The sequence below is a fragment of the Leifsonia sp. Leaf336 genome, assembly GCF_001423695.1.
Taxonomy (GTDB): Bacteria; Actinomycetota; Actinomycetes; order Actinomycetales; family Microbacteriaceae; genus Leifsonia.
This window is the reverse complement of the sequence record NZ_LMOZ01000003.1, coordinates 449,825-465,287: the sequence shown is the minus strand read 5'-3', so window position 1 is coordinate 465,287 and position 15,463 is coordinate 449,825. Positions and strand designations below refer to the sequence as shown.

General features: G+C 70.9%; 17 protein-coding genes. 12 read left to right on the top strand and 5 right to left on the bottom strand.

The window, feature by feature from the left end; genetic code table 11:
- The first annotated feature begins 12 nt into the window (after positions 1–12).
- The 11 genes from hemE to hemL all read left to right on the top strand — a co-directional run bounded on the left by hemE (position 13) and on the right by hemL (position 9,979).
- The gene (gene hemE / locus ASF88_RS17485; RefSeq protein ID WP_055921755.1) at positions 13–1,179 is read left to right on the top strand and encodes a uroporphyrinogen decarboxylase; all 1,167 of its coding nucleotides are present in this window, start codon (positions 13–15) and stop codon (positions 1,177–1,179) included.
- A complete protein-coding gene (gene hemG, locus ASF88_RS17480; protein WP_055923055.1) occupies positions 1,176–2,786 on the top strand; it encodes a protoporphyrinogen oxidase in 1,611 nt (536 codons plus the stop codon). Before hemE ends, hemG begins: the two co-directional genes overlap by 4 nt.
- 7 nt (positions 2,787–2,793) lie before the next feature.
- The gene (locus ASF88_RS17475; protein WP_200935345.1) at positions 2,794–3,150 is read left to right on the top strand and encodes a hypothetical protein; all 357 of its coding nucleotides are present in this window, start codon (positions 2,794–2,796) and stop codon (positions 3,148–3,150) included.
- A gap of 36 nt (positions 3,151–3,186) precedes the next feature.
- Positions 3,187–3,597, top strand: coding sequence for a phage holin family protein (locus ASF88_RS17470; protein ID WP_055921752.1), 411 nt, complete (start codon positions 3,187–3,189; stop codon positions 3,595–3,597).
- The gene (locus tag ASF88_RS17465; RefSeq protein WP_055921749.1) at positions 3,587–3,802 is read left to right on the top strand and encodes a DUF3618 domain-containing protein; all 216 of its coding nucleotides are present in this window, start codon (positions 3,587–3,589) and stop codon (positions 3,800–3,802) included. The genes ASF88_RS17470 and ASF88_RS17465 overlap by 11 nt, the downstream gene beginning before the upstream one ends.
- Before the next feature lie 55 nt (positions 3,803–3,857).
- The gene (gene hemQ / locus ASF88_RS17460; protein ID WP_055921746.1) at positions 3,858–4,592 is read left to right on the top strand and encodes a hydrogen peroxide-dependent heme synthase; all 735 of its coding nucleotides are present in this window, start codon (positions 3,858–3,860) and stop codon (positions 4,590–4,592) included.
- Positions 4,589–5,770, top strand: a complete 1,182-nt coding sequence (locus ASF88_RS17455) for a ferrochelatase (protein WP_055921743.1) — start codon at positions 4,589–4,591, stop codon at positions 5,768–5,770. Before hemQ ends, ASF88_RS17455 begins: the two co-directional genes overlap by 4 nt.
- Positions 5,767–6,768, top strand: coding sequence for a hydroxymethylbilane synthase (hemC, locus tag ASF88_RS17450; RefSeq protein WP_055921740.1), 1,002 nt, complete (start codon positions 5,767–5,769; stop codon positions 6,766–6,768). Before ASF88_RS17455 ends, hemC begins: the two co-directional genes overlap by 4 nt.
- Positions 6,765–7,556, top strand: coding sequence for a uroporphyrinogen-III synthase (locus ASF88_RS17445; protein WP_055921737.1), 792 nt, complete (start codon positions 6,765–6,767; stop codon positions 7,554–7,556). Before hemC ends, ASF88_RS17445 begins: the two co-directional genes overlap by 4 nt.
- A 114-nt stretch (positions 7,557–7,670) precedes the next feature.
- A complete protein-coding gene (gene hemB, locus ASF88_RS17440) occupies positions 7,671–8,597 on the top strand; it encodes a porphobilinogen synthase (protein WP_055921734.1) in 927 nt (308 codons plus the stop codon).
- 11 nt (positions 8,598–8,608) lie between these two features.
- Positions 8,609–9,979, top strand: a complete 1,371-nt coding sequence (hemL, locus tag ASF88_RS17435; protein ID WP_082519105.1) for a glutamate-1-semialdehyde 2,1-aminomutase — start codon at positions 8,609–8,611, stop codon at positions 9,977–9,979.
- Between the two features lie 12 nt (positions 9,980–9,991).
- Here hemL and ASF88_RS17430 read toward each other — a convergent pair whose 3' ends face one another.
- The 5 genes from ASF88_RS17430 to ASF88_RS17410 all read right to left on the bottom strand — a co-directional run bounded on the left by ASF88_RS17430 (position 9,992) and on the right by ASF88_RS17410 (position 14,934).
- A complete protein-coding gene (locus ASF88_RS17430; RefSeq protein WP_055921732.1) occupies positions 9,992–10,228 on the bottom strand; it encodes a hypothetical protein in 237 nt (78 codons plus the stop codon).
- A 38-nt stretch (positions 10,229–10,266) separates the two neighbouring features.
- On the bottom strand, positions 10,267–11,520 hold the full coding sequence (locus ASF88_RS17425) for a sugar ABC transporter permease (RefSeq protein ID WP_055921729.1): 1,254 nt from the start codon (positions 11,518–11,520) through the stop codon (positions 10,267–10,269).
- The gene (locus ASF88_RS17420) at positions 11,517–12,356 is read right to left on the bottom strand and encodes an ATP-binding cassette domain-containing protein (RefSeq protein WP_055923051.1); all 840 of its coding nucleotides are present in this window, start codon (positions 12,354–12,356) and stop codon (positions 11,517–11,519) included. The genes ASF88_RS17425 and ASF88_RS17420 overlap by 4 nt, the downstream gene beginning before the upstream one ends.
- Before the next feature lie 128 nt (positions 12,357–12,484).
- Positions 12,485–13,603, bottom strand: coding sequence for an ABC transporter substrate-binding protein (locus tag ASF88_RS17415; protein ID WP_055921725.1), 1,119 nt, complete (start codon positions 13,601–13,603; stop codon positions 12,485–12,487).
- A gap of 149 nt (positions 13,604–13,752) precedes the next feature.
- Entirely contained in the window at positions 13,753–14,934 is a 1,182-nt protein-coding gene (locus ASF88_RS17410; RefSeq protein WP_055921722.1) for an ROK family transcriptional regulator, read from the bottom strand.
- 140 nt (positions 14,935–15,074) lie between these two features.
- Here ASF88_RS17410 and ASF88_RS17405 point away from each other — a divergent pair, with 140 nt between their 5' ends.
- Complete coding sequence (locus ASF88_RS17405) at positions 15,075–15,461, top strand: hypothetical protein (protein ID WP_055921718.1); 387 nt, start codon at positions 15,075–15,077, stop codon at positions 15,459–15,461.
- Positions 15,462–15,463 lie beyond the last annotated feature (2 nt).

Here is a 15,463-nt window from a genome sequence, read left to right as displayed (position 1 = left end):
AAGAATGGTCGGGTGACCTCCCTCGACCCGTCCCACCCGCTCTCCGCTGGCCTCACCGCCGACAGCCGCCTCGTCCGCTCCTATCAGGGCGAGCGACAGGAGGTCGTCCCCGTCTGGTTCATGCGCCAGGCCGGCCGCTCGCTGCCGGAATACCGTGAGCTGCGCGTGGGCACCCGCATGCTCGACGCGTGCCTCGACCCCGCGATGGCGAGCGAGATCACTCTGCAGCCCGTGCGCAGGCACGGCGTCGACGCGGGAATCTTCTTCAGCGACATCGTCGTGCCGCTCAAGCTCGCCGGGGTCGCCGTCGAGATCCAGCCCGGACGGGGCCCGGTCTTCGACCAGCCCGTGCGCACCGCTGCCGACGTCGCCCGGCTCGAGGAGGTCGACCCGGCCTCCCTCGACGCCGCGACCTTCGCCCCGATCGCCGAGGCCGTGCGGCTGACGACCGACGAGCTGGGCAGTACGCCGCTCATCGGCTTCGCCGGAGCCCCGTTCACCCTGGCCGCGTACCTCGTCGAGGGCGGCCCGTCGAAGGACCACATCCGGGCCCGGACGATGATGCACGCCGATCCCGAGACCTGGGCGCGGCTCATGGCCTGGAGCGCCGACGTCACCGGCGCCTTCCTGCGGGCGCAGCTGCTCGCGGGGGCGAGCGCCGCCCAGCTCTTCGACTCGTGGGCGGGCTCCCTCTCGCTGCGCGACTACGTGGAGCACGTGGCGCCGGCGTCGGCGCGCGCTCTCTCGCACATCCGCGACCTCACCTACGACGTCCCCCGCTCGCCCGCTGCGGACACGGAGACGGCGGAGGCCGGAGAGGCCGCCGGCATCGAGGAACCGCTGCTGCGCAATGTCCCGATCGTCCACTTCGGCGTCGGCACCGGCGAGCTTCTCAACGCGATGCACGACGTGGGCGCCGACACGGTCGGCGTCGACTACCGCACCCCGCTCGACGAGGCGGCACGCCGGCTCGGCCATGTCGTCCCGCTGCAGGGCAACGTCGACCCGGCGATGCTCGATGCGCCGTGGGACGTCCTCTCCGCTCACGTGGTCGACGTGCTGGAGCGCGGTCGCGAGGCTCCGTCGCACGTCCTGAACCTCGGCCACGGCGTCCCGCCCGAGACCGATCCCGCCGTGCTGACCCGCGTGGTCGAGCTCGTCCACGAGTGGCGGCCATGACCACCGGGCCGCTCGATCACGACGCCGTCGCGGCGGAGATCCGGCACGCGGTCGAGGCTCCGGCCACCCGCGTCGTGGTGGTCGGCGGAGGCGTCTCAGGGCTCGTGGTCGCCCGCGAGTGCGCCCGGCCCGGGTTCGCGGTCACCGTGCTGGAGGCCTCGGGCCGCGTCGGCGGTTCGGTCGCGCCGCTGGAGCTCGCCGGTCTGACCCTCGACGCGGGAGCGGAGAGCTTCGCCACCCGCGGCGGCCATGTCGCCGCGCTGCTGGAGGACCTCGATCTCACGGAGGAGATCGTCACGCCCAACCCCGCCGGGGCCTGGGTGCGGAACGGATCGCGCACCGTCCCCCTCCCGAAGGCCGGCCTGCTGGGGATCCCGAGCTCGCCCCTCGCCGCCGACGTCGTCGCGGCGATCGGCTGGGGCGGCGCTGTGCGCGCCTACCTGGACCGGCTGATGCCGGTGCTCAAGATCGGACAGGAGCACAGTCTCGGCACGCTGGTCCGCAAGCGGATGGGCGCGAAGGTGCTCGACGAGCTGGTGGCGCCCGTCGTGACCGGTGTCTACTCGGCGAACCCCGACGAGCTCGACGTGGACGTCGTCGCGCCAGGGCTCAACGCCGCGCTGACCCGACTCGGCTCGCTCTCCGGCGCGGTCGGCGACCTCCGGGCGTCGGCGAAGGCGGGCAGTGCCGTCCAGGGCCTCCGTGGTGGCATGTGGAGGCTGCCCGCGGCGCTCGCCGACGATATCTGCGCGCGCGGCGGTGTCATCCGCACCGATGCGTCGGTCGTCGCGGTGGAGCCCTGGGTCGCGCCGGATCCCGAGGAGCTCGCAGCCGTCGCCGTCGAGGAGGCCCTGGCCGGCCTGGACGAGGATGCGGCGGCCGACGCTGCGACGCCTCCCGAGGCCGCCGCCGACGAGCGGCCGGCGCGCTGGACCCTGCGTCTCGCCGACGGCTCGACCCTCGACGCCGACGTCGTCGTCGTGACCGCGCCCGCCGATGCGGCGCTCGCACTCATACCCGGGTTCGATGACGACCTGGCCGAGTTGGCAGCGCTCGACTGGCCTGCGGCATCGAGCGTTGAACTCGTCACCCTTGTGCTCAGCGACGACCGCGTCGGCGCGGCCCCGGTCGGCACCGGCGTGCTCGTCGCCGACAGCGAGACCTCGGGCGTCGGTGCGAAGGCGATGACGCACTCGAGCGCCAAGTGGGCCTGGGTGGCGGAGGCCGCCGGCCCCGGCCGGCACGTCGTCCGGTTGTCGTACGGCAGGGCCGGGCGCGCAGCCGAGACGCTCGCTTTGAGCGACGCCGAGCTGCGGGAGCGCGCCGTCGCCGACGCCGCAGCCCTCCTGAATATTCCGCTCGCGGCATCCGATGTCTCCGCATTCGCCCGGACCCCCTGGACGAACGCCCTTCCCTATGCAACAGTGGGGCAGCGGGAGCGCATCCAGCGCGTCCGCGACGAGGTCGAGAACATCGAGGGCGTCGAGGTGACCGGCTCCTGGCTGACCGGCACCGGGCTGGCGTCCGTCATTCCGGACGCGCGCCGGGTGGCGGAGCGGGCACGGGGTCTACGCTGGAAGGCACTGACCGACGACCTGGAGAGGTGAGGGACGAATGCGGGGAAAGCTTCTCTTCGTGACGGGCGCGGCGGTGGGCTACGTGCTCGGCACGCGAGCCGGACGCAAGCGCTACGAGCAGATGAAGTCGGCGGCGCTCAAAGTCTGGGAGTCGCCGGGGGTGCAGAAGCAGGTGAACGCCGTCGAGGACTTCGTGGCCGAGAAGGTCGGCGAGGTGCCGGAGGCCGTTTTCATCACGGTCAAGAAGGCCGTCGTGCGGGCGAACGACCGCCGTCGAGAGGCCCGCCTGCCCGATCGGCAGCCGTCTGCGCCCGATCGGCAGCCCGCTACGCCCGATCCGCAGCCCTCGGGGGTGGCCGTCGTTCCCGCGACGCGGGATGATTCGCAGGAATAGCGGCCGTCGAACGCGACCGAAGGGGCAGGTGAGCGGATGACCGATCGAGAGCGGGCCAGATCCCAGTCGCTCGGAGAGTTGATCACGGCGTTGCCGCGGCTCCTCATCGAGCTGCTGAAGGCTGAGCTGGCTCATCTCCGGGCCGAGTTCGCCGAGAAGGCGAAGTATGCCGGTGTCGGCATAGGGCTGTTCGCGGTCGCCGCGGGTTTCCTGTTCTTCGCTCTCGGAGTGCTCGTCGCCGCCGCGATCCTCGGGCTCGCGGTCGTGCTGCCGGGATGGGCGTCGGCGCTCATCGTCTTCGGCGCGCTCCTGATCATCGCGGCCGTGCTCGTTCTGATCGGCGTCTCGTCGCTCAAGAAGATGAACGGGGTCGCACCATCGGAGACGATCGCGAGCGTCAAGACCGACATCGACGCACTCAAGGGGCTGGGCAAGTATGACAACTGACCGCAGCGACGTCGACCGCGCACGCGCCGAGCTGGCCGCCACCGTCGACGCGATCACGTACAAGCTGAACGTGCCCCAGCGCACCGCCGAGCGCGTGCGCCGATTGCGGGACGACAACCCGCTCGCCCTGCTCGGCATCGCGGTCGGGGTGGCCGTGGCCGTGGGCGGGGCCGTCTGGGGGATAGTCGCGGCCTCCCGCCGCTGACCGCCCTGTCCTTGCCGGTTTTTGCCTTCTCAGGTTTGCGAGGGAGACTGTCGGTATGAGTACCCCGGCTGCCGTTCCGGCAGAGTCGACCTCCCCCGAACCGAGCGCCCCCGAGAACCCCAGCGGTTTCACCCTCTGGGCCGTTCTGCGCCGTGACCCGGCGCGCCCTGACGACCTCGACGGCACCGACGTCCCCCACGCGGTGCAGGAACTCGAGGGCGTGATCGCCGATCTCGAACTGCACGATGTCACGACCCGCGGTCTGTACGACGTGAGCGGGCTCCGCGCCGACGCCGACCTGATGATCTGGCTGCACGGCCCGGAGGCCGAGGCCCTGCAGTGGGGGCTGCGCCAGCTGCGCCGCACCCGCCTCCTGAAAGCCCTGCTGCCGACCTGGAACGCGATGGGCGTGCACCGCGACGCCGAGTTCAACCGTTCGCACGTCCCCGGCTTCCTGCGCGGCAAGGAGCCGAAGGGCTGGCTGTGCGTGTACCCGTTCGTTCGCAGCTACGAGTGGTACCTGCTCCCCGACGAGGAGCGGTCGCAGATGCTGGCCGAGCACGGCCGCAAGGGCGCCGCGTTCCGCGGGGTCCTCGCCAACACGGTCGCGTCGTTCGCGCTCGGCGACTACGAGTGGATCCTCCCGCTGGAGGCTGACGAGCTCACCGACCTCGTCGACGTCATGCGCGACCTCCGTTACACCGAGGCCCGCCGCCACGTGCGCGAAGAGGTGCCGTTCTTCACCGGTCGCCGCATCCTGCCGGCCGAGGTCGTGGAGGTCCTGCAGTGACGGGAACCGAAGCCGTCCCGCGGGTGCTGGGGGCCACGCCGGCCGCCGCGTCCGGACCAGAGCACGTCACCGAGCCGGTCGCCTATGACGCGATCCTGCTCGCCGGTTTCGGTGGGCCGGAGGGCCAGGACGACGTCATCCCCTTCCTCCGCAACGTGACCCGCGGCCGCGGCATCCCCGAGGAGCGGCTCGAGGAGGTGGCTCACCACTACCGGCACTTCGGCGGTGTGAGCCCGATCAACGACCAGAACCGGGAGCTCAAGGCGGCGCTGGAGGCCGAGCTCGCCTCGCGCGGCATCCACCTCCCCGTGCTGTGGGGCAACCGCAACTGGGACCCGTACCTCGAGGACGCGCTGCGCGAGGCGGAGGAGCGCGGCTTCACGCGCATCATCGCGATCGCCACGAGCGCGTACTCCTCGTACTCGAGCTGCCGTCAGTACCGCGAGGACTTCGCGCGCGTGCTGGAGGAGACCGGGCTGGAGGGCACCATCCAGATCGACAAGGTGCGCCAGTTCTTCGACCACCCGGGCTTCGTCGAGCCGTTCATCGACGGCGTGAAGAACGCGGTCGCCGAGCTGGAGGAGAAGATCCCCGGCATCGACGCGGCGACCGAGGTGCGCATCCTGTACTCGACGCACTCCATCCCGTCGACCGACGCGGCCAAGTCCGGGCCGGCCGAGCGCGGCTTCGGTGAGGGCGGCGCCTACGCGGCTCAGCACCTCGCCGTCGCGGAGGTCGTCTCCCAGGCCGCGACCGGCGGCACGATCGGATGGGACCTCGTCTACCAGTCGCGCTCGGGGCCGCCGTCGATGCCGTGGCTGGAGCCCGACATCAACGACCGCATCGCGGAGCTCCCCGCGCTCGGCGTCAAGGCCGTCATCATCGTGCCGCTCGGCTTCGTCAGCGACCACATGGAGGTGCTCTGGGACCTCGACAACGAGGCGATGGAAACCAGCGAGGAGAACGGCCTCGTCGCCGTGCGCGTGCCCACGCCCGGGACCCAGGCGCGTTACGTCCAGGGCCTCGTCGATCTCGTGCTCGAGCGCCGCGACGGCGTGCCGGTCGATCAGCGTCCGGCTCTGACCTCCCTCGGCCCCTGGTACGACGTGTGCCGGCCGGGCTGCTGTGAGAACGTCCGCCTGGGCTTCAAGCCCGCCGCCGCAGGGCTCGCGCCGTGACCGGCACGGTGAGCCTGGCCGAGGGCGCGTCTGGTCGACGCGACGGAGTGCTGCGCATCGGCACTCGTGGCAGCGCCCTGGCGGTCGCGCAGACCCGCGCGGTCGCCGAGTCGATCGCGCGAGCCACCGGCCTCGACGTCGAGCTCGTGACCGTCACCACGCACGGCGACATCTCCCGCGAGTCGCTCTCCGAGCTCGGCGGAACCGGTGTCTTCGCCACCGCGTTGCGCGAGGCGCTGCGGGCCGACGAGTGCGACCTCCTGGTGCATTCGCTCAAAGACCTCCCGACCGCCGCGGCGCCTGGGCTCGTCATCGGCGCCGTCCCCAAGCGTGCCGATGCCCGCGACGCCCTGTGCGCACGCGAGGGCTGGACGCTGGAGACGCTGCCGGAGGGCGCGAAGGTGGGGACCGGATCCCCGCGCCGTGTCGCTCAGCTGAAGTCGGTGCGGCCGGACCTCGACGTGATCGACATCCGCGGCAACGTCGACACCCGGCTCGGGAGGGTGGCCGAAGGCGACCTCGACGCCGTCGTGCTGGCGGCGGCCGGCCTCGGCCGGCTCGGCCGGCTGGAGGCGGTCACCGACTTCTTCGCCCTGTCGCAGGTCCCGACCGCGCCGGGCCAGGGCGCTCTGGCGCTGGAGGTCCGCGCCGGCGAGCAGAACGGCCGCGGCGACGTCGCTCGCGCGCTGAAGGCCGTCGACCACACGACCACCCACGCCTGCGCGACCGCCGAGCGCGCCGTGCTCGCCGGCCTCGAAGCCGGCTGCGCCGCGCCGATCGGCGCATCCGCTCTCGTCGACGACGGGCTGCTCTTCCTCACCGCCAGCGTCTACCGTCCCGACGGGACGGAGCGGCTGACGGCCTCCCACGCCGCTACCCCCGAGTCCTTCGGGGCCGCCGACCTCGATGAGGCGGCGCGCGATGTGGGTGCGCGAGTGGTCGCCGAGCTGCTCGCCGCGGGAGCGGCTGACCTGGCCCCGCTCGGGAGCACGCGATGACCTCCACGTCCCCCTCCCCGAAGCCGCTCACCGGCTGGCGCGTGCTCGTGCCGCGGGGCGGCCCGTGGGGCGACTCCGTCGCCGCCGATCTGCGCGCGAAGGGCGCGTCGCCGGTCGTGGCGGCGATGATCAACTTCGCGCCGACGGCGGACGCGCCTGCACTCGAGGCCGCCCTGACGCGCCTGGCCGAGGGCGGGTTCGACTGGGTCACCGTCACCAGCGCGACGACCGTCGACGTCTTGAGCGCGGCGCGTGCCGTCGTGCCGCCCACGACGCGGATCGCGGCGGTCGGCGAGACCACCGCGGCCGCACTCGCCGCGGCCGGGTACGCCGTGGACCTCGTCCCCGCCGAGGACAATTCCGCCCGTGGACTCCTGGAGGAGTGGGAGGCGGCGACCGAGGGCGTGGTGCCGCTGCGCATCCTCACCCTGCGTTCGGAGATCGCCAAGCCCCTCCTCACCGAGGGGTTGCGGCGCATCGGGCACCAGGTCGAGTCCGTCGTCGCGTACCGCACCGTCGGCATCCCTGTGCCCGAGAGCATCGCCGCCGACGTGCGCGACGGACTGGTCCAGGCCATCCTCGTCACCAGCGGTTCGGTGGCCGAGCAGGTGCAGGTGCAGCTCGGCCCGATCCCCGAGACGACCCTGGTCGCGGCCATCGGGCCGCAGACCGCACGCGACGCCCGCGAGTACGGGTTGCGGGTGGACGTGATCGCCGAGGAGCGCACGGCGGCCTCCCTCATCGAGGCTGTGGCGGCGGTCGCCGCCGCCCGCGCCGACGCCTCCTGACGGCGGTCCCGATCGGCCTGCTGGACGGGCACTCAGCCCCGCGGGCGTAGGCTGGGGAGAGTGAGTGAGTTGCATCCCGTTGTGCGGCCGCGGCGGCTCCGGCAGTCGCCCGCCATGCGCCGTCTGACCGCCGAGACCCGCCTCCACCCGGCCGAGCTGATCCTCCCGCTGTTCGTGCGCGAGGGCGCCTCCGAGCCGCAGCCGATCGCCTCCATGCCGGGTGTCGCGCAGCACAGTCTCGATTCCCTCAAGCGCGCAGCGGTGGAGGCCGCCGAGGCCGGTGTCGGCGGGGTCATGCTCTTCGGCGTGCCGCAGACCCGCGATGCCGTCGGCAGCGCGGCGACCGATCCGGACGGCATCCTCAACGTCGCCACGCGGGCGGTCGTCGACGAGGTCGGCGATGCGCTCGTCGTGCAGACCGACCTCTGCCTCGACGAGTTCACCGACCACGGCCACTGCGGCGTGCTCGACGGCGAGGGTCATGTCGACAACGATGCGACGCTGCTGAGGTACCGCGACATGGCGATCGCGCAGGCCGAGGCCGGGTCGCAGCTGCTCGGGTTGAGCGGGATGATGGACGGCCAGGTGGCCGCCGTCCGCGACGCCCTCGACGCGGCAGGCCGCACCGACGTCGTCATCCTCGCGTACGCCGCGAAGTACGCGTCCGGTTTCTACGGCCCGTTCCGGGAGGCTGTCGACTCGCAGCTCTCCGGCGACCGCCGTGCCTACCAGCAGGACCCGGCGAACCGCCGCGAGGGCCTGCGCGAGGCGTGCCTCGACCTCGAGGAGGGCGCCGACATCCTCATGGTGAAGCCGGCGCTGAGCTACCTCGACGTGCTGAGCGACGTCGCCGCGATCAGCGATGTGCCGGTCTGGGCCTACCAGGTCTCCGGCGAGTACGCGATGGTGGAGGCCGCGGCCGCGAACGGCTGGATCGACCGCGAGCGCGTCATCGAGGAGACCCTGATCGGCGTGCGCCGCGCGGGTGCCGATGCCGTGCTCACCTACTGGGCGACCGAGGTCGCGGGATGGCTGCGATGAACGCGTTCGACATGCACGACGGCACGACGGGCGACACCCAGGACCTGCAGGGTCTTGCCGACGGCGCCGCGATCGGCGACGTCAACCTCGCGCAGTTCGAGCGCGCCCAGCGCGTGATCCCGGGCGGCGTCAACTCGCCGGTCCGGGCCTTCCGCTCGGTCGGCGGCACGCCGCGCTTCATGGTGTCGGCGCACGGCCCCTACATCACCGACGCCCAGGGCCGCGAGTACGTCGACCTGGTCGCGTCGTGGGGTCCGGCCATCCTCGGGCACGCGCACCCCGCCGTCGTGTCGGCGGTGCAGGAGGCCGCGGCCCGCGGGCTCTCGTTCGGCGCCTCCACACCGGCCGAGACCGAGCTGGCGGAGGCCGTGCTGGCGCGCGTCCCGTTCGTCGAGAAGCTGCGGCTGGTGTCGACCGGCACCGAGGCGACGATGACGGCGATCCGACTGGCGCGCGGCTACACCGGTCGCCCGCTGCTGATCAAGTTCGCCGGCCACTATCACGGCCACTCCGACAGCCTCCTCGCCGAGGCCGGTTCCGGGCTCGCGACCCTATCGCTGCCCGGATCCGCCGGCGTCACCGAGGCGACGGCCGCGCAGACCCTCGTCCTCCCGTACAACGACCTCGACGCCGTGCGCGCCGCCTTCGAAGCGAACGGCCCCGACATCGCGGCCGTGATCACCGAGGCCGCGGCGGCGAACATGGGCGTCGTCGCACCGGATGAGGGCTTCAACGCCGCGCTGACCGACCTCGCCCACGAGTACGGCGCGCTGCTCATCCTCGACGAGGTGCTCACCGGGTTCCGGGTGAGCGAGGCGGGGTTCTGGGGTCTCGACCGCGGTTACACGCCCGATCTGGTGACGTTCGGCAAAGTCATCGGCGGCGGGATGCCGCTCGCGGCTGTGGGAGGTCGCGCCGACCTGATGGACTTCCTCGCACCGACCGGGCCGGTCTACCAGGCGGGGACGCTGTCGGGGAACCCGGTGGCGGTGGCCGCCGGTCTCGCCACCCTGGCACTCGCCGACGAGGCGGTCTACGACCGGCTCGACCTCGTGGCGGACACGCTCGCGAACGCCGTCTCCGACGCGCTGTCGGCCGAGGGCGTCGCCCACCGGGTGCAGCGGGCCGGCAGCCTGTTCAGCTTCGTGTTCGGCGACTTCGCCTCGGCGCCCCGCACCTACGCGGAGGTGCAGTCGCAGGAGGCGTTCCGGTACCGGCCGTTCTTCCATGCCATGCTCGACGCCGGGGTCTCGCTGCCGCCGAGCGTCTTCGAGGCGTGGTTCGTCACGGCAGCGCACGACGACGCGGCGGTCGACCGCGTCCTCCAGGCGCTGCCGGGCGCTGCGCGAGCCGCCGCGGCGGCCTCCAGCAACCCCGCCTGATCGGGGGTCCGCTCACTCGTCGGCGGCGGAGGGCTCCCGCGAAAGCGATTCGACGTACGTGTACGTCGCCGACGTCGGCCAGCCGTCGGCGTCGAGCAGGGCGTAGACGTCGAAGTTGAGCTGACCGCCGCCTCCCGCCGCGCGCCGCAGCGTGCGGGGAGGAACGTCCGAGGACGCCCGCACCGTCACCGTCTGCGGGTCCACCCCGGAACGCAGAAGACGGGCGTGGAAGGTGGTGGTTCGGGTCACCGGTCCACCTTCTCACACCCGTCTCGGGTCGCCGGCCGCTATGCCTGCCCGTGCGATTCGCGCGAGCGGCGGGACAGCGAGTCGATGATGACCGCTAGCAGCAGCACGGCGCCCGTGATCATGAAGCGGTACGACGAGTCGAGGTTCAGCAGCGTCAGGCCGTTGGAGATCGACTGGATGACCAGGATGCCGAGCAGCGCCGACCAGGCCGATCCGCGACCGCCGAAGAGGCTGGTGCCGCCGATGACCGCCGCGGCGATGGCGTTCAGGTTCGTGTCGGTGCCGCCGGACCCGGCGCTCACGGACGCGAGGCGCGCCGCGGCCAGCAGTCCGCCGATGGCGGCGAACGTCGAACACAGGATGAACACGCTGATGAAGATGCGGTTCACCTTGATACCGGCACGCCGTGCGGCCTCCACAGAGCCTCCGACCGCGAAGACCGAACGGCCCCACTTCGTGCGGGTGAGGAAGAAGTTCATGATGATCACGAGGATCACGAAGAACAGGAACATCGCCCCCGTGCCGCGGTCGGTCGACAGATACCAGACGGCGATGCACAGGCCGATGAGCATCAGCCCGGCTTTGATGAGGACGACCAGCATCGACCCCTCGGACAGTCCGGCCTTGCGCCGGCGCACGTTGCGTCGCCAGTCGGACCAGAACATCGAGAGCGCGGCGATCGCGGCGAGCGAGTACGCCGCCCACGGCGGCAGGAAGGTCTGCTGGGCGAACTTCACGATCCAGGAGTCGTACGGGATGTTGATCGAGCTGTTCGGACCGAGGATCCAGAGCTGCACGCCGAGGAAGCCGAGCAGACCGGCGAGCGTGATCACGAAGCTCGGCACGCCGAAGCGGGTGAACAGTATGCCGTAGAGGAAGCCGATGGCCGAGCCCGCGAGGATGGCGACGATCACGGTGAGGGCGAGGGGCCAGTGCAGCTGGGTGAACCCGACGCCGAGGATGGCCGCGGCCACACCGCTCACCGAGCCGACCGACAGGTCGATCTGGCCGAGCAGCAGCACCAGCACGATGCCGATCGAGATCGTGCCGATCGCGGCACACTGGAGGGTCAGGTTCACCAGGTTGTTCGCGCTCAGGAAGTTGGGGTTGAGGAACTGGAAGACCACCCAGATCACGATCAGGCCGACGACGACCGGCAGCGAGCCGAGGTCGCCGCCTCGCACCCGCCGGCCGAAAGCGCGGAGCGCGCCGCCCAGCCCCTCGTCGCGGATGAGGCGCTCGTCCTGGAGGTCGGCCGCGATCTGGGCCGGGGTCTCGGGTGCCTTGGTCATCGGTCCTGCTTCCCTTCCGTGCGCTCGTTGAGCTCGACGCGCTCTTCGATGCGTTCGGCACGCTGTGCGACGACATTGTCGGTCGCACCGGTGATCGCCGAGATGATCTCTTCGTAGCTGACGTCGGGAACCCGGAAGTCCCCGTTGTTGCGGCCGAGCCGGAGCACGGCGACGCGATCGGCCACCGCCTGCACGTCGGCCATGTTGTGGCTGATGAGGAGCACCCCGAGACCGCGTTCCCGGAGACGCTCGATGAGGTTGAGGACCTCGGCGGTCTGAGCGACGCCGAGAGCGGCGGTCGGCTCGTCGAGGATGACGATGCGCGGGTCGCCGATCAGGGAGCGCGCGATCGCGACCGTCTGGCGCTGACCTCCCGAGAGCGATGCGACCGCGATCCGCACCGACGGGATGCGCGCGGAGAGCTGCCGGAGGAGGCTCCACGACCGCTTCTCCATCTCCTCCTCGTCGAGGGTTCCGCGCGTGATCTCGCGCCCGAGGAACAGGTTGGACACCACGTCGAGGTTGTCGCAGAGCGCGAGGTCCTGGAACACGGTCGCGATTCCGAGCGCGCGGGAGGCGGAGGGCGACGGGATGTGGACGTCCTGGCCGTCGAACGTGATGGTGCCGGAGTCCTGCGGGTGCACGCCGGCGAGGATCTTCACCAGGGTGGACTTTCCCGCTCCGTTGTCTCCGACGAGGGCGACCACTTCGCCGGGATACACGTCGAGGTGGATGTCGGTGAGCGCCTGGACGGCGCCGAATCCCTTCGAGACGCCTCGGAGCGAGAGGACGGGCTCTCGGCTGGAGGGCTCCTGGTCGGTTACCGCGGATTCCATCGTCACGGCGTTCTCCTTCGGGCCTGACGCGATCGTTCGCGTGCTACTGGGCTAACTGTATGGCGGAACCACCCGGCCTGGGAGGGGCGGATGTCCGCCTCCCAGGCCGGGTGGGTAGTGCTCTCGGGTTACTTGATGCCGTACTTGTCGCAATCCGCCTTGTAGTCCGGGGTGCAGATCTTCGAGGCGGAGTCGGGGCCGTAGAAGTTGTCCTTCACGACCGTGGACTCGATGTTGTCCGTGGTGACCGCGACCGGGTTCAACAGGATCGACGCGATCTTCGCGCCGCCCGCCGTGGCGACCTCGGTGGTCTTCTCGGACGGCTTCTGGCCCTTCGTCAGAGCGACGGCGAGGGTAGCCGCCTGCTCGGCCTCGGGCTGGAGCGCCTTGTAGACCGTCATGTACTGGTCGCCGGCGAGGATCCGCTGGATGCCCGCGAGCTCGGCGTCCTGACCGGTGACCGGCGGGAGCGGGCTCACGTTGGCCGCCTTCATGGCCGCGATCGCACCGCCGCCGGTGCCGTCATTGGCCGCGTAGACGCCCTTGATCTGGTCCTTGAACTGCGAGACCTGGCCGGACACCCAGTCCTGGGCCTTGGCGGGGTCCCATCCTGGTGTGTCGAACTCGGCCAGCACCTTGTAGCCGCTGGAGTCGATGACGCTGTGCGCGCCCTTCTTGAAGAGGGTCGCGTTGTTGTCGGTCGGCGAGCCGTTGACCATCAGGATGCCGCTGCCAGAGGCCACGTTGTCCTTCTTCAGCTTGTCGACGAGCGCCTGGGCCTGCAGCTGGCCGACCTTCTCGTTGTCGAACGAGATGTAGTAGTTGAGGTCGGGGCTGTTGATGAGGCGGTCATAGGAGATGACCGGGATGTTCTTGGCCTTCGCCTCGCCGACGATCGAGGCGGCCGCCTCACCGTCGAACGGGTCGAGGACGAGCACCTTGACGCCCTGGGTCAGCATGGACTCTGCCTGCTGCTGCTGCTTGCTGGCATCGCCGTCGGCGTTCGCATAGAGCACCTGGCAGCCGGAGCAGAGGTCCTTGACCTTCGCCTCGAAGAACGGCTTGTCGGCCGACTCGTAACGAGCGGTGACCGAGTCGGGGAGGAGGAGGCCGATCTTCGCGTTCGCGGCGCCCGACGCGTTGTTCGTCGAAGAATTGCCGGAACCGTTCGAACATGCTGTGAGAGTGAGGGCTGTGGCCAGGATCGCGGCGGATGCGACGACCGCTCTCTTGGTGGCGATCTTCATTGAAAAACCTCCGATTCGAGGCCGCCTTCGTTGGCGGCTGGGTTGAGTGTGTCAGTGTGGCGCGCTTGGCGTCAATACTTGAATTCAAGCTTTCGATAACGGTTCGTCACGGACGGGGGGCACGGCGCGTCCGGGATGGTGGCCGAGCGTCACACGGCGACCCCGACGCTGGTGATCGAGAGGCTGTCGACGGCGTGGGCGACCGCTCCCAGAGTCGCGGCGCGTACCCCGAGCTGCCCCTGGACGATGTCGGGCATCAGGTCCTCGTTCACGATGATCGAGCGCTCCACAGCGTGGCGCATCGGGCCGAGCAGCAGCTCGCCCGCCCGCGCCAGCTCGCCGCCGACGACGACGCGCTCGGGGTCGAGGAGGTTGCACAGATTCGCCGTGGCCACCCCGATGTGCTTGCCCGCATCGGCGATGGCGCGGATGCAGCGCGCGTCGCCCGCCATCGCCTGCAGCACGACGTCGCCCAGCTTGAGGCTGCCGAGGTGGTCGCGCAGCTCGTCGAGGATGGCGGGACCTCCGGCGAGCGCCTCCAGGCAGCCGCGGTTGCCGCACCGGCACAGCGGGCCGTTCTCGCGGATCGTGGTGTGGCCGAACTCGCCGGCGACACCGTTGTTCCCGCGGAAGAGCTGGCCGTTGAGCAGCAGCCCCGCGCCGATCCCGTCGCCCAGGTCGAGCGTGATCGTCGTGCGCTTGCCGCGCCCGGCGCCGAGCCGCGACTCCGCGAGCGCCGTGAGGTTCGCCGCGTTGTCGATGAACACCGGCCGTTTGACTCGTCGCTCGAGGGCGTCGGCGATGACCACGCCGTCCCAGCCGCGCATGATGCCGCTGCGGGCGATGGTGCCGGTGGCGCGGTCGAGCGGCGCGGGCACCGCCAGGCCGACGGCGAGCACCTCGTCGCGCGACGCGTCGACCGAGTCGAGCATGTCGGTCAGCAGCATCGAGACCTTGTCGAGCTCGTTGTCCGCCCGGTGGTCCTTCGCCAGCGGCATGTGGTTCTCGGCCACCACCGTGTTGGCGACGTCGGCGAGCGCGACCCGGAGGTGGCGCGTAGAGAAGTGCACCCCGACGACGAGGCCGAGCGCGTGCGCGAGGGTCACGTGCTGGGCACGGCGACCGGAGCGGATGCTCTGCGCGGTGTGCAGCACTCCGGAGGTCGACAGCTCCTTGACGATGTTCGAGACCGTGGCCGGCGAGAGGCCGGTCGCGCCTGCCAGTTCGACCTGGGTCAGACCTCCGTGCTTTTTGATGGCGTCGACGATTCGAGCCCGGTTGGCTTCACGAAGTGAAGTCTGCGAGCCCGGAGTCCGCCGCTGCGTTGCCACGACGAGAAGGATACATGGCACGCGCGCGACCGGATCATGAGAGTTGACGGCGGCCTCCGCGCCTGCCCTCCAAGGCAACGGTTATGGCTTTGTGAGATTCACGACCCCCACCGACGGCGGCCGCCGGGCAGGATAGACCTATGGCCGACCTGCACGTTCACCCCGACCGCCTGGAGATCCATCTCACGCGGGCCGAGAAGGTGCTGTCGATGCGCAGGGACGATCTGGTGATCCCCCGCGACAGCATCCGGTCGGTTGCCATCACCGAAGACCCGTGGATCTGGATCCGGGGCATCCGCGCACCGGGCGCCGCCGTTCCGCTCACGCTCTCGGTCGGCACCTGGAAGTTCCACGGAGGCAAGGACTTCCTGCTCATCAAGGGCAAGCAGCGCGCCGCCGTCGTGGTCGACCTCGACGGCGAGGAGTTCTCGCGCGTCATCGTCTCGACGCCGCACGCTGCGAAGCTCGTGGAGGCGCTGCGCGTCGACGTCAACGAGATCCCGGCCGACGGCGAGATCATCGACTAGCT

What these genes read in the sequence shown, in the direction of transcription:
- hemG (WP_055923055.1), top strand. Translation starts at nt 1,176, where the DNA reads ATGACCACCGGGCCGCTCGATCACGACGCCGTCGCGGCGGAGATCCGG.
- ASF88_RS17475 (WP_200935345.1), top strand. Translation starts at nt 2,794, where the DNA reads ATGCGGGGAAAGCTTCTCTTCGTGACGGGCGCGGCGGTGGGCTACGTG.
- ASF88_RS17470 (WP_055921752.1), top strand. Translation starts at nt 3,187, where the DNA reads ATGACCGATCGAGAGCGGGCCAGATCCCAGTCGCTCGGAGAGTTGATC.
- ASF88_RS17465 (WP_055921749.1), top strand. Translation starts at nt 3,587, where the DNA reads ATGACAACTGACCGCAGCGACGTCGACCGCGCACGCGCCGAGCTGGCC.
- hemQ (WP_055921746.1), top strand. Translation starts at nt 3,858, where the DNA reads ATGAGTACCCCGGCTGCCGTTCCGGCAGAGTCGACCTCCCCCGAACCG.
- ASF88_RS17445 (WP_055921737.1), top strand. Translation starts at nt 6,765, where the DNA reads ATGACCTCCACGTCCCCCTCCCCGAAGCCGCTCACCGGCTGGCGCGTG.
- hemB (WP_055921734.1), top strand. Translation starts at nt 7,671, where the DNA reads ATGCGCCGTCTGACCGCCGAGACCCGCCTCCACCCGGCCGAGCTGATC.
- hemL (WP_082519105.1), top strand. Translation starts at nt 8,609, where the DNA reads ATGCACGACGGCACGACGGGCGACACCCAGGACCTGCAGGGTCTTGCC.
- ASF88_RS17425 (WP_055921729.1), bottom strand. Translation starts at nt 11,520, where the DNA reads ATGACCAAGGCACCCGAGACCCCGGCCCAGATCGCGGCCGACCTCCAG.
- ASF88_RS17420 (WP_055923051.1), bottom strand. Translation starts at nt 12,356, where the DNA reads ATGGAATCCGCGGTAACCGACCAGGAGCCCTCCAGCCGAGAGCCCGTC.
- ASF88_RS17415 (WP_055921725.1), bottom strand. Translation starts at nt 13,603, where the DNA reads ATGAAGATCGCCACCAAGAGAGCGGTCGTCGCATCCGCCGCGATCCTG.
- ASF88_RS17405 (WP_055921718.1), top strand. Translation starts at nt 15,075, where the DNA reads ATGGCCGACCTGCACGTTCACCCCGACCGCCTGGAGATCCATCTCACG.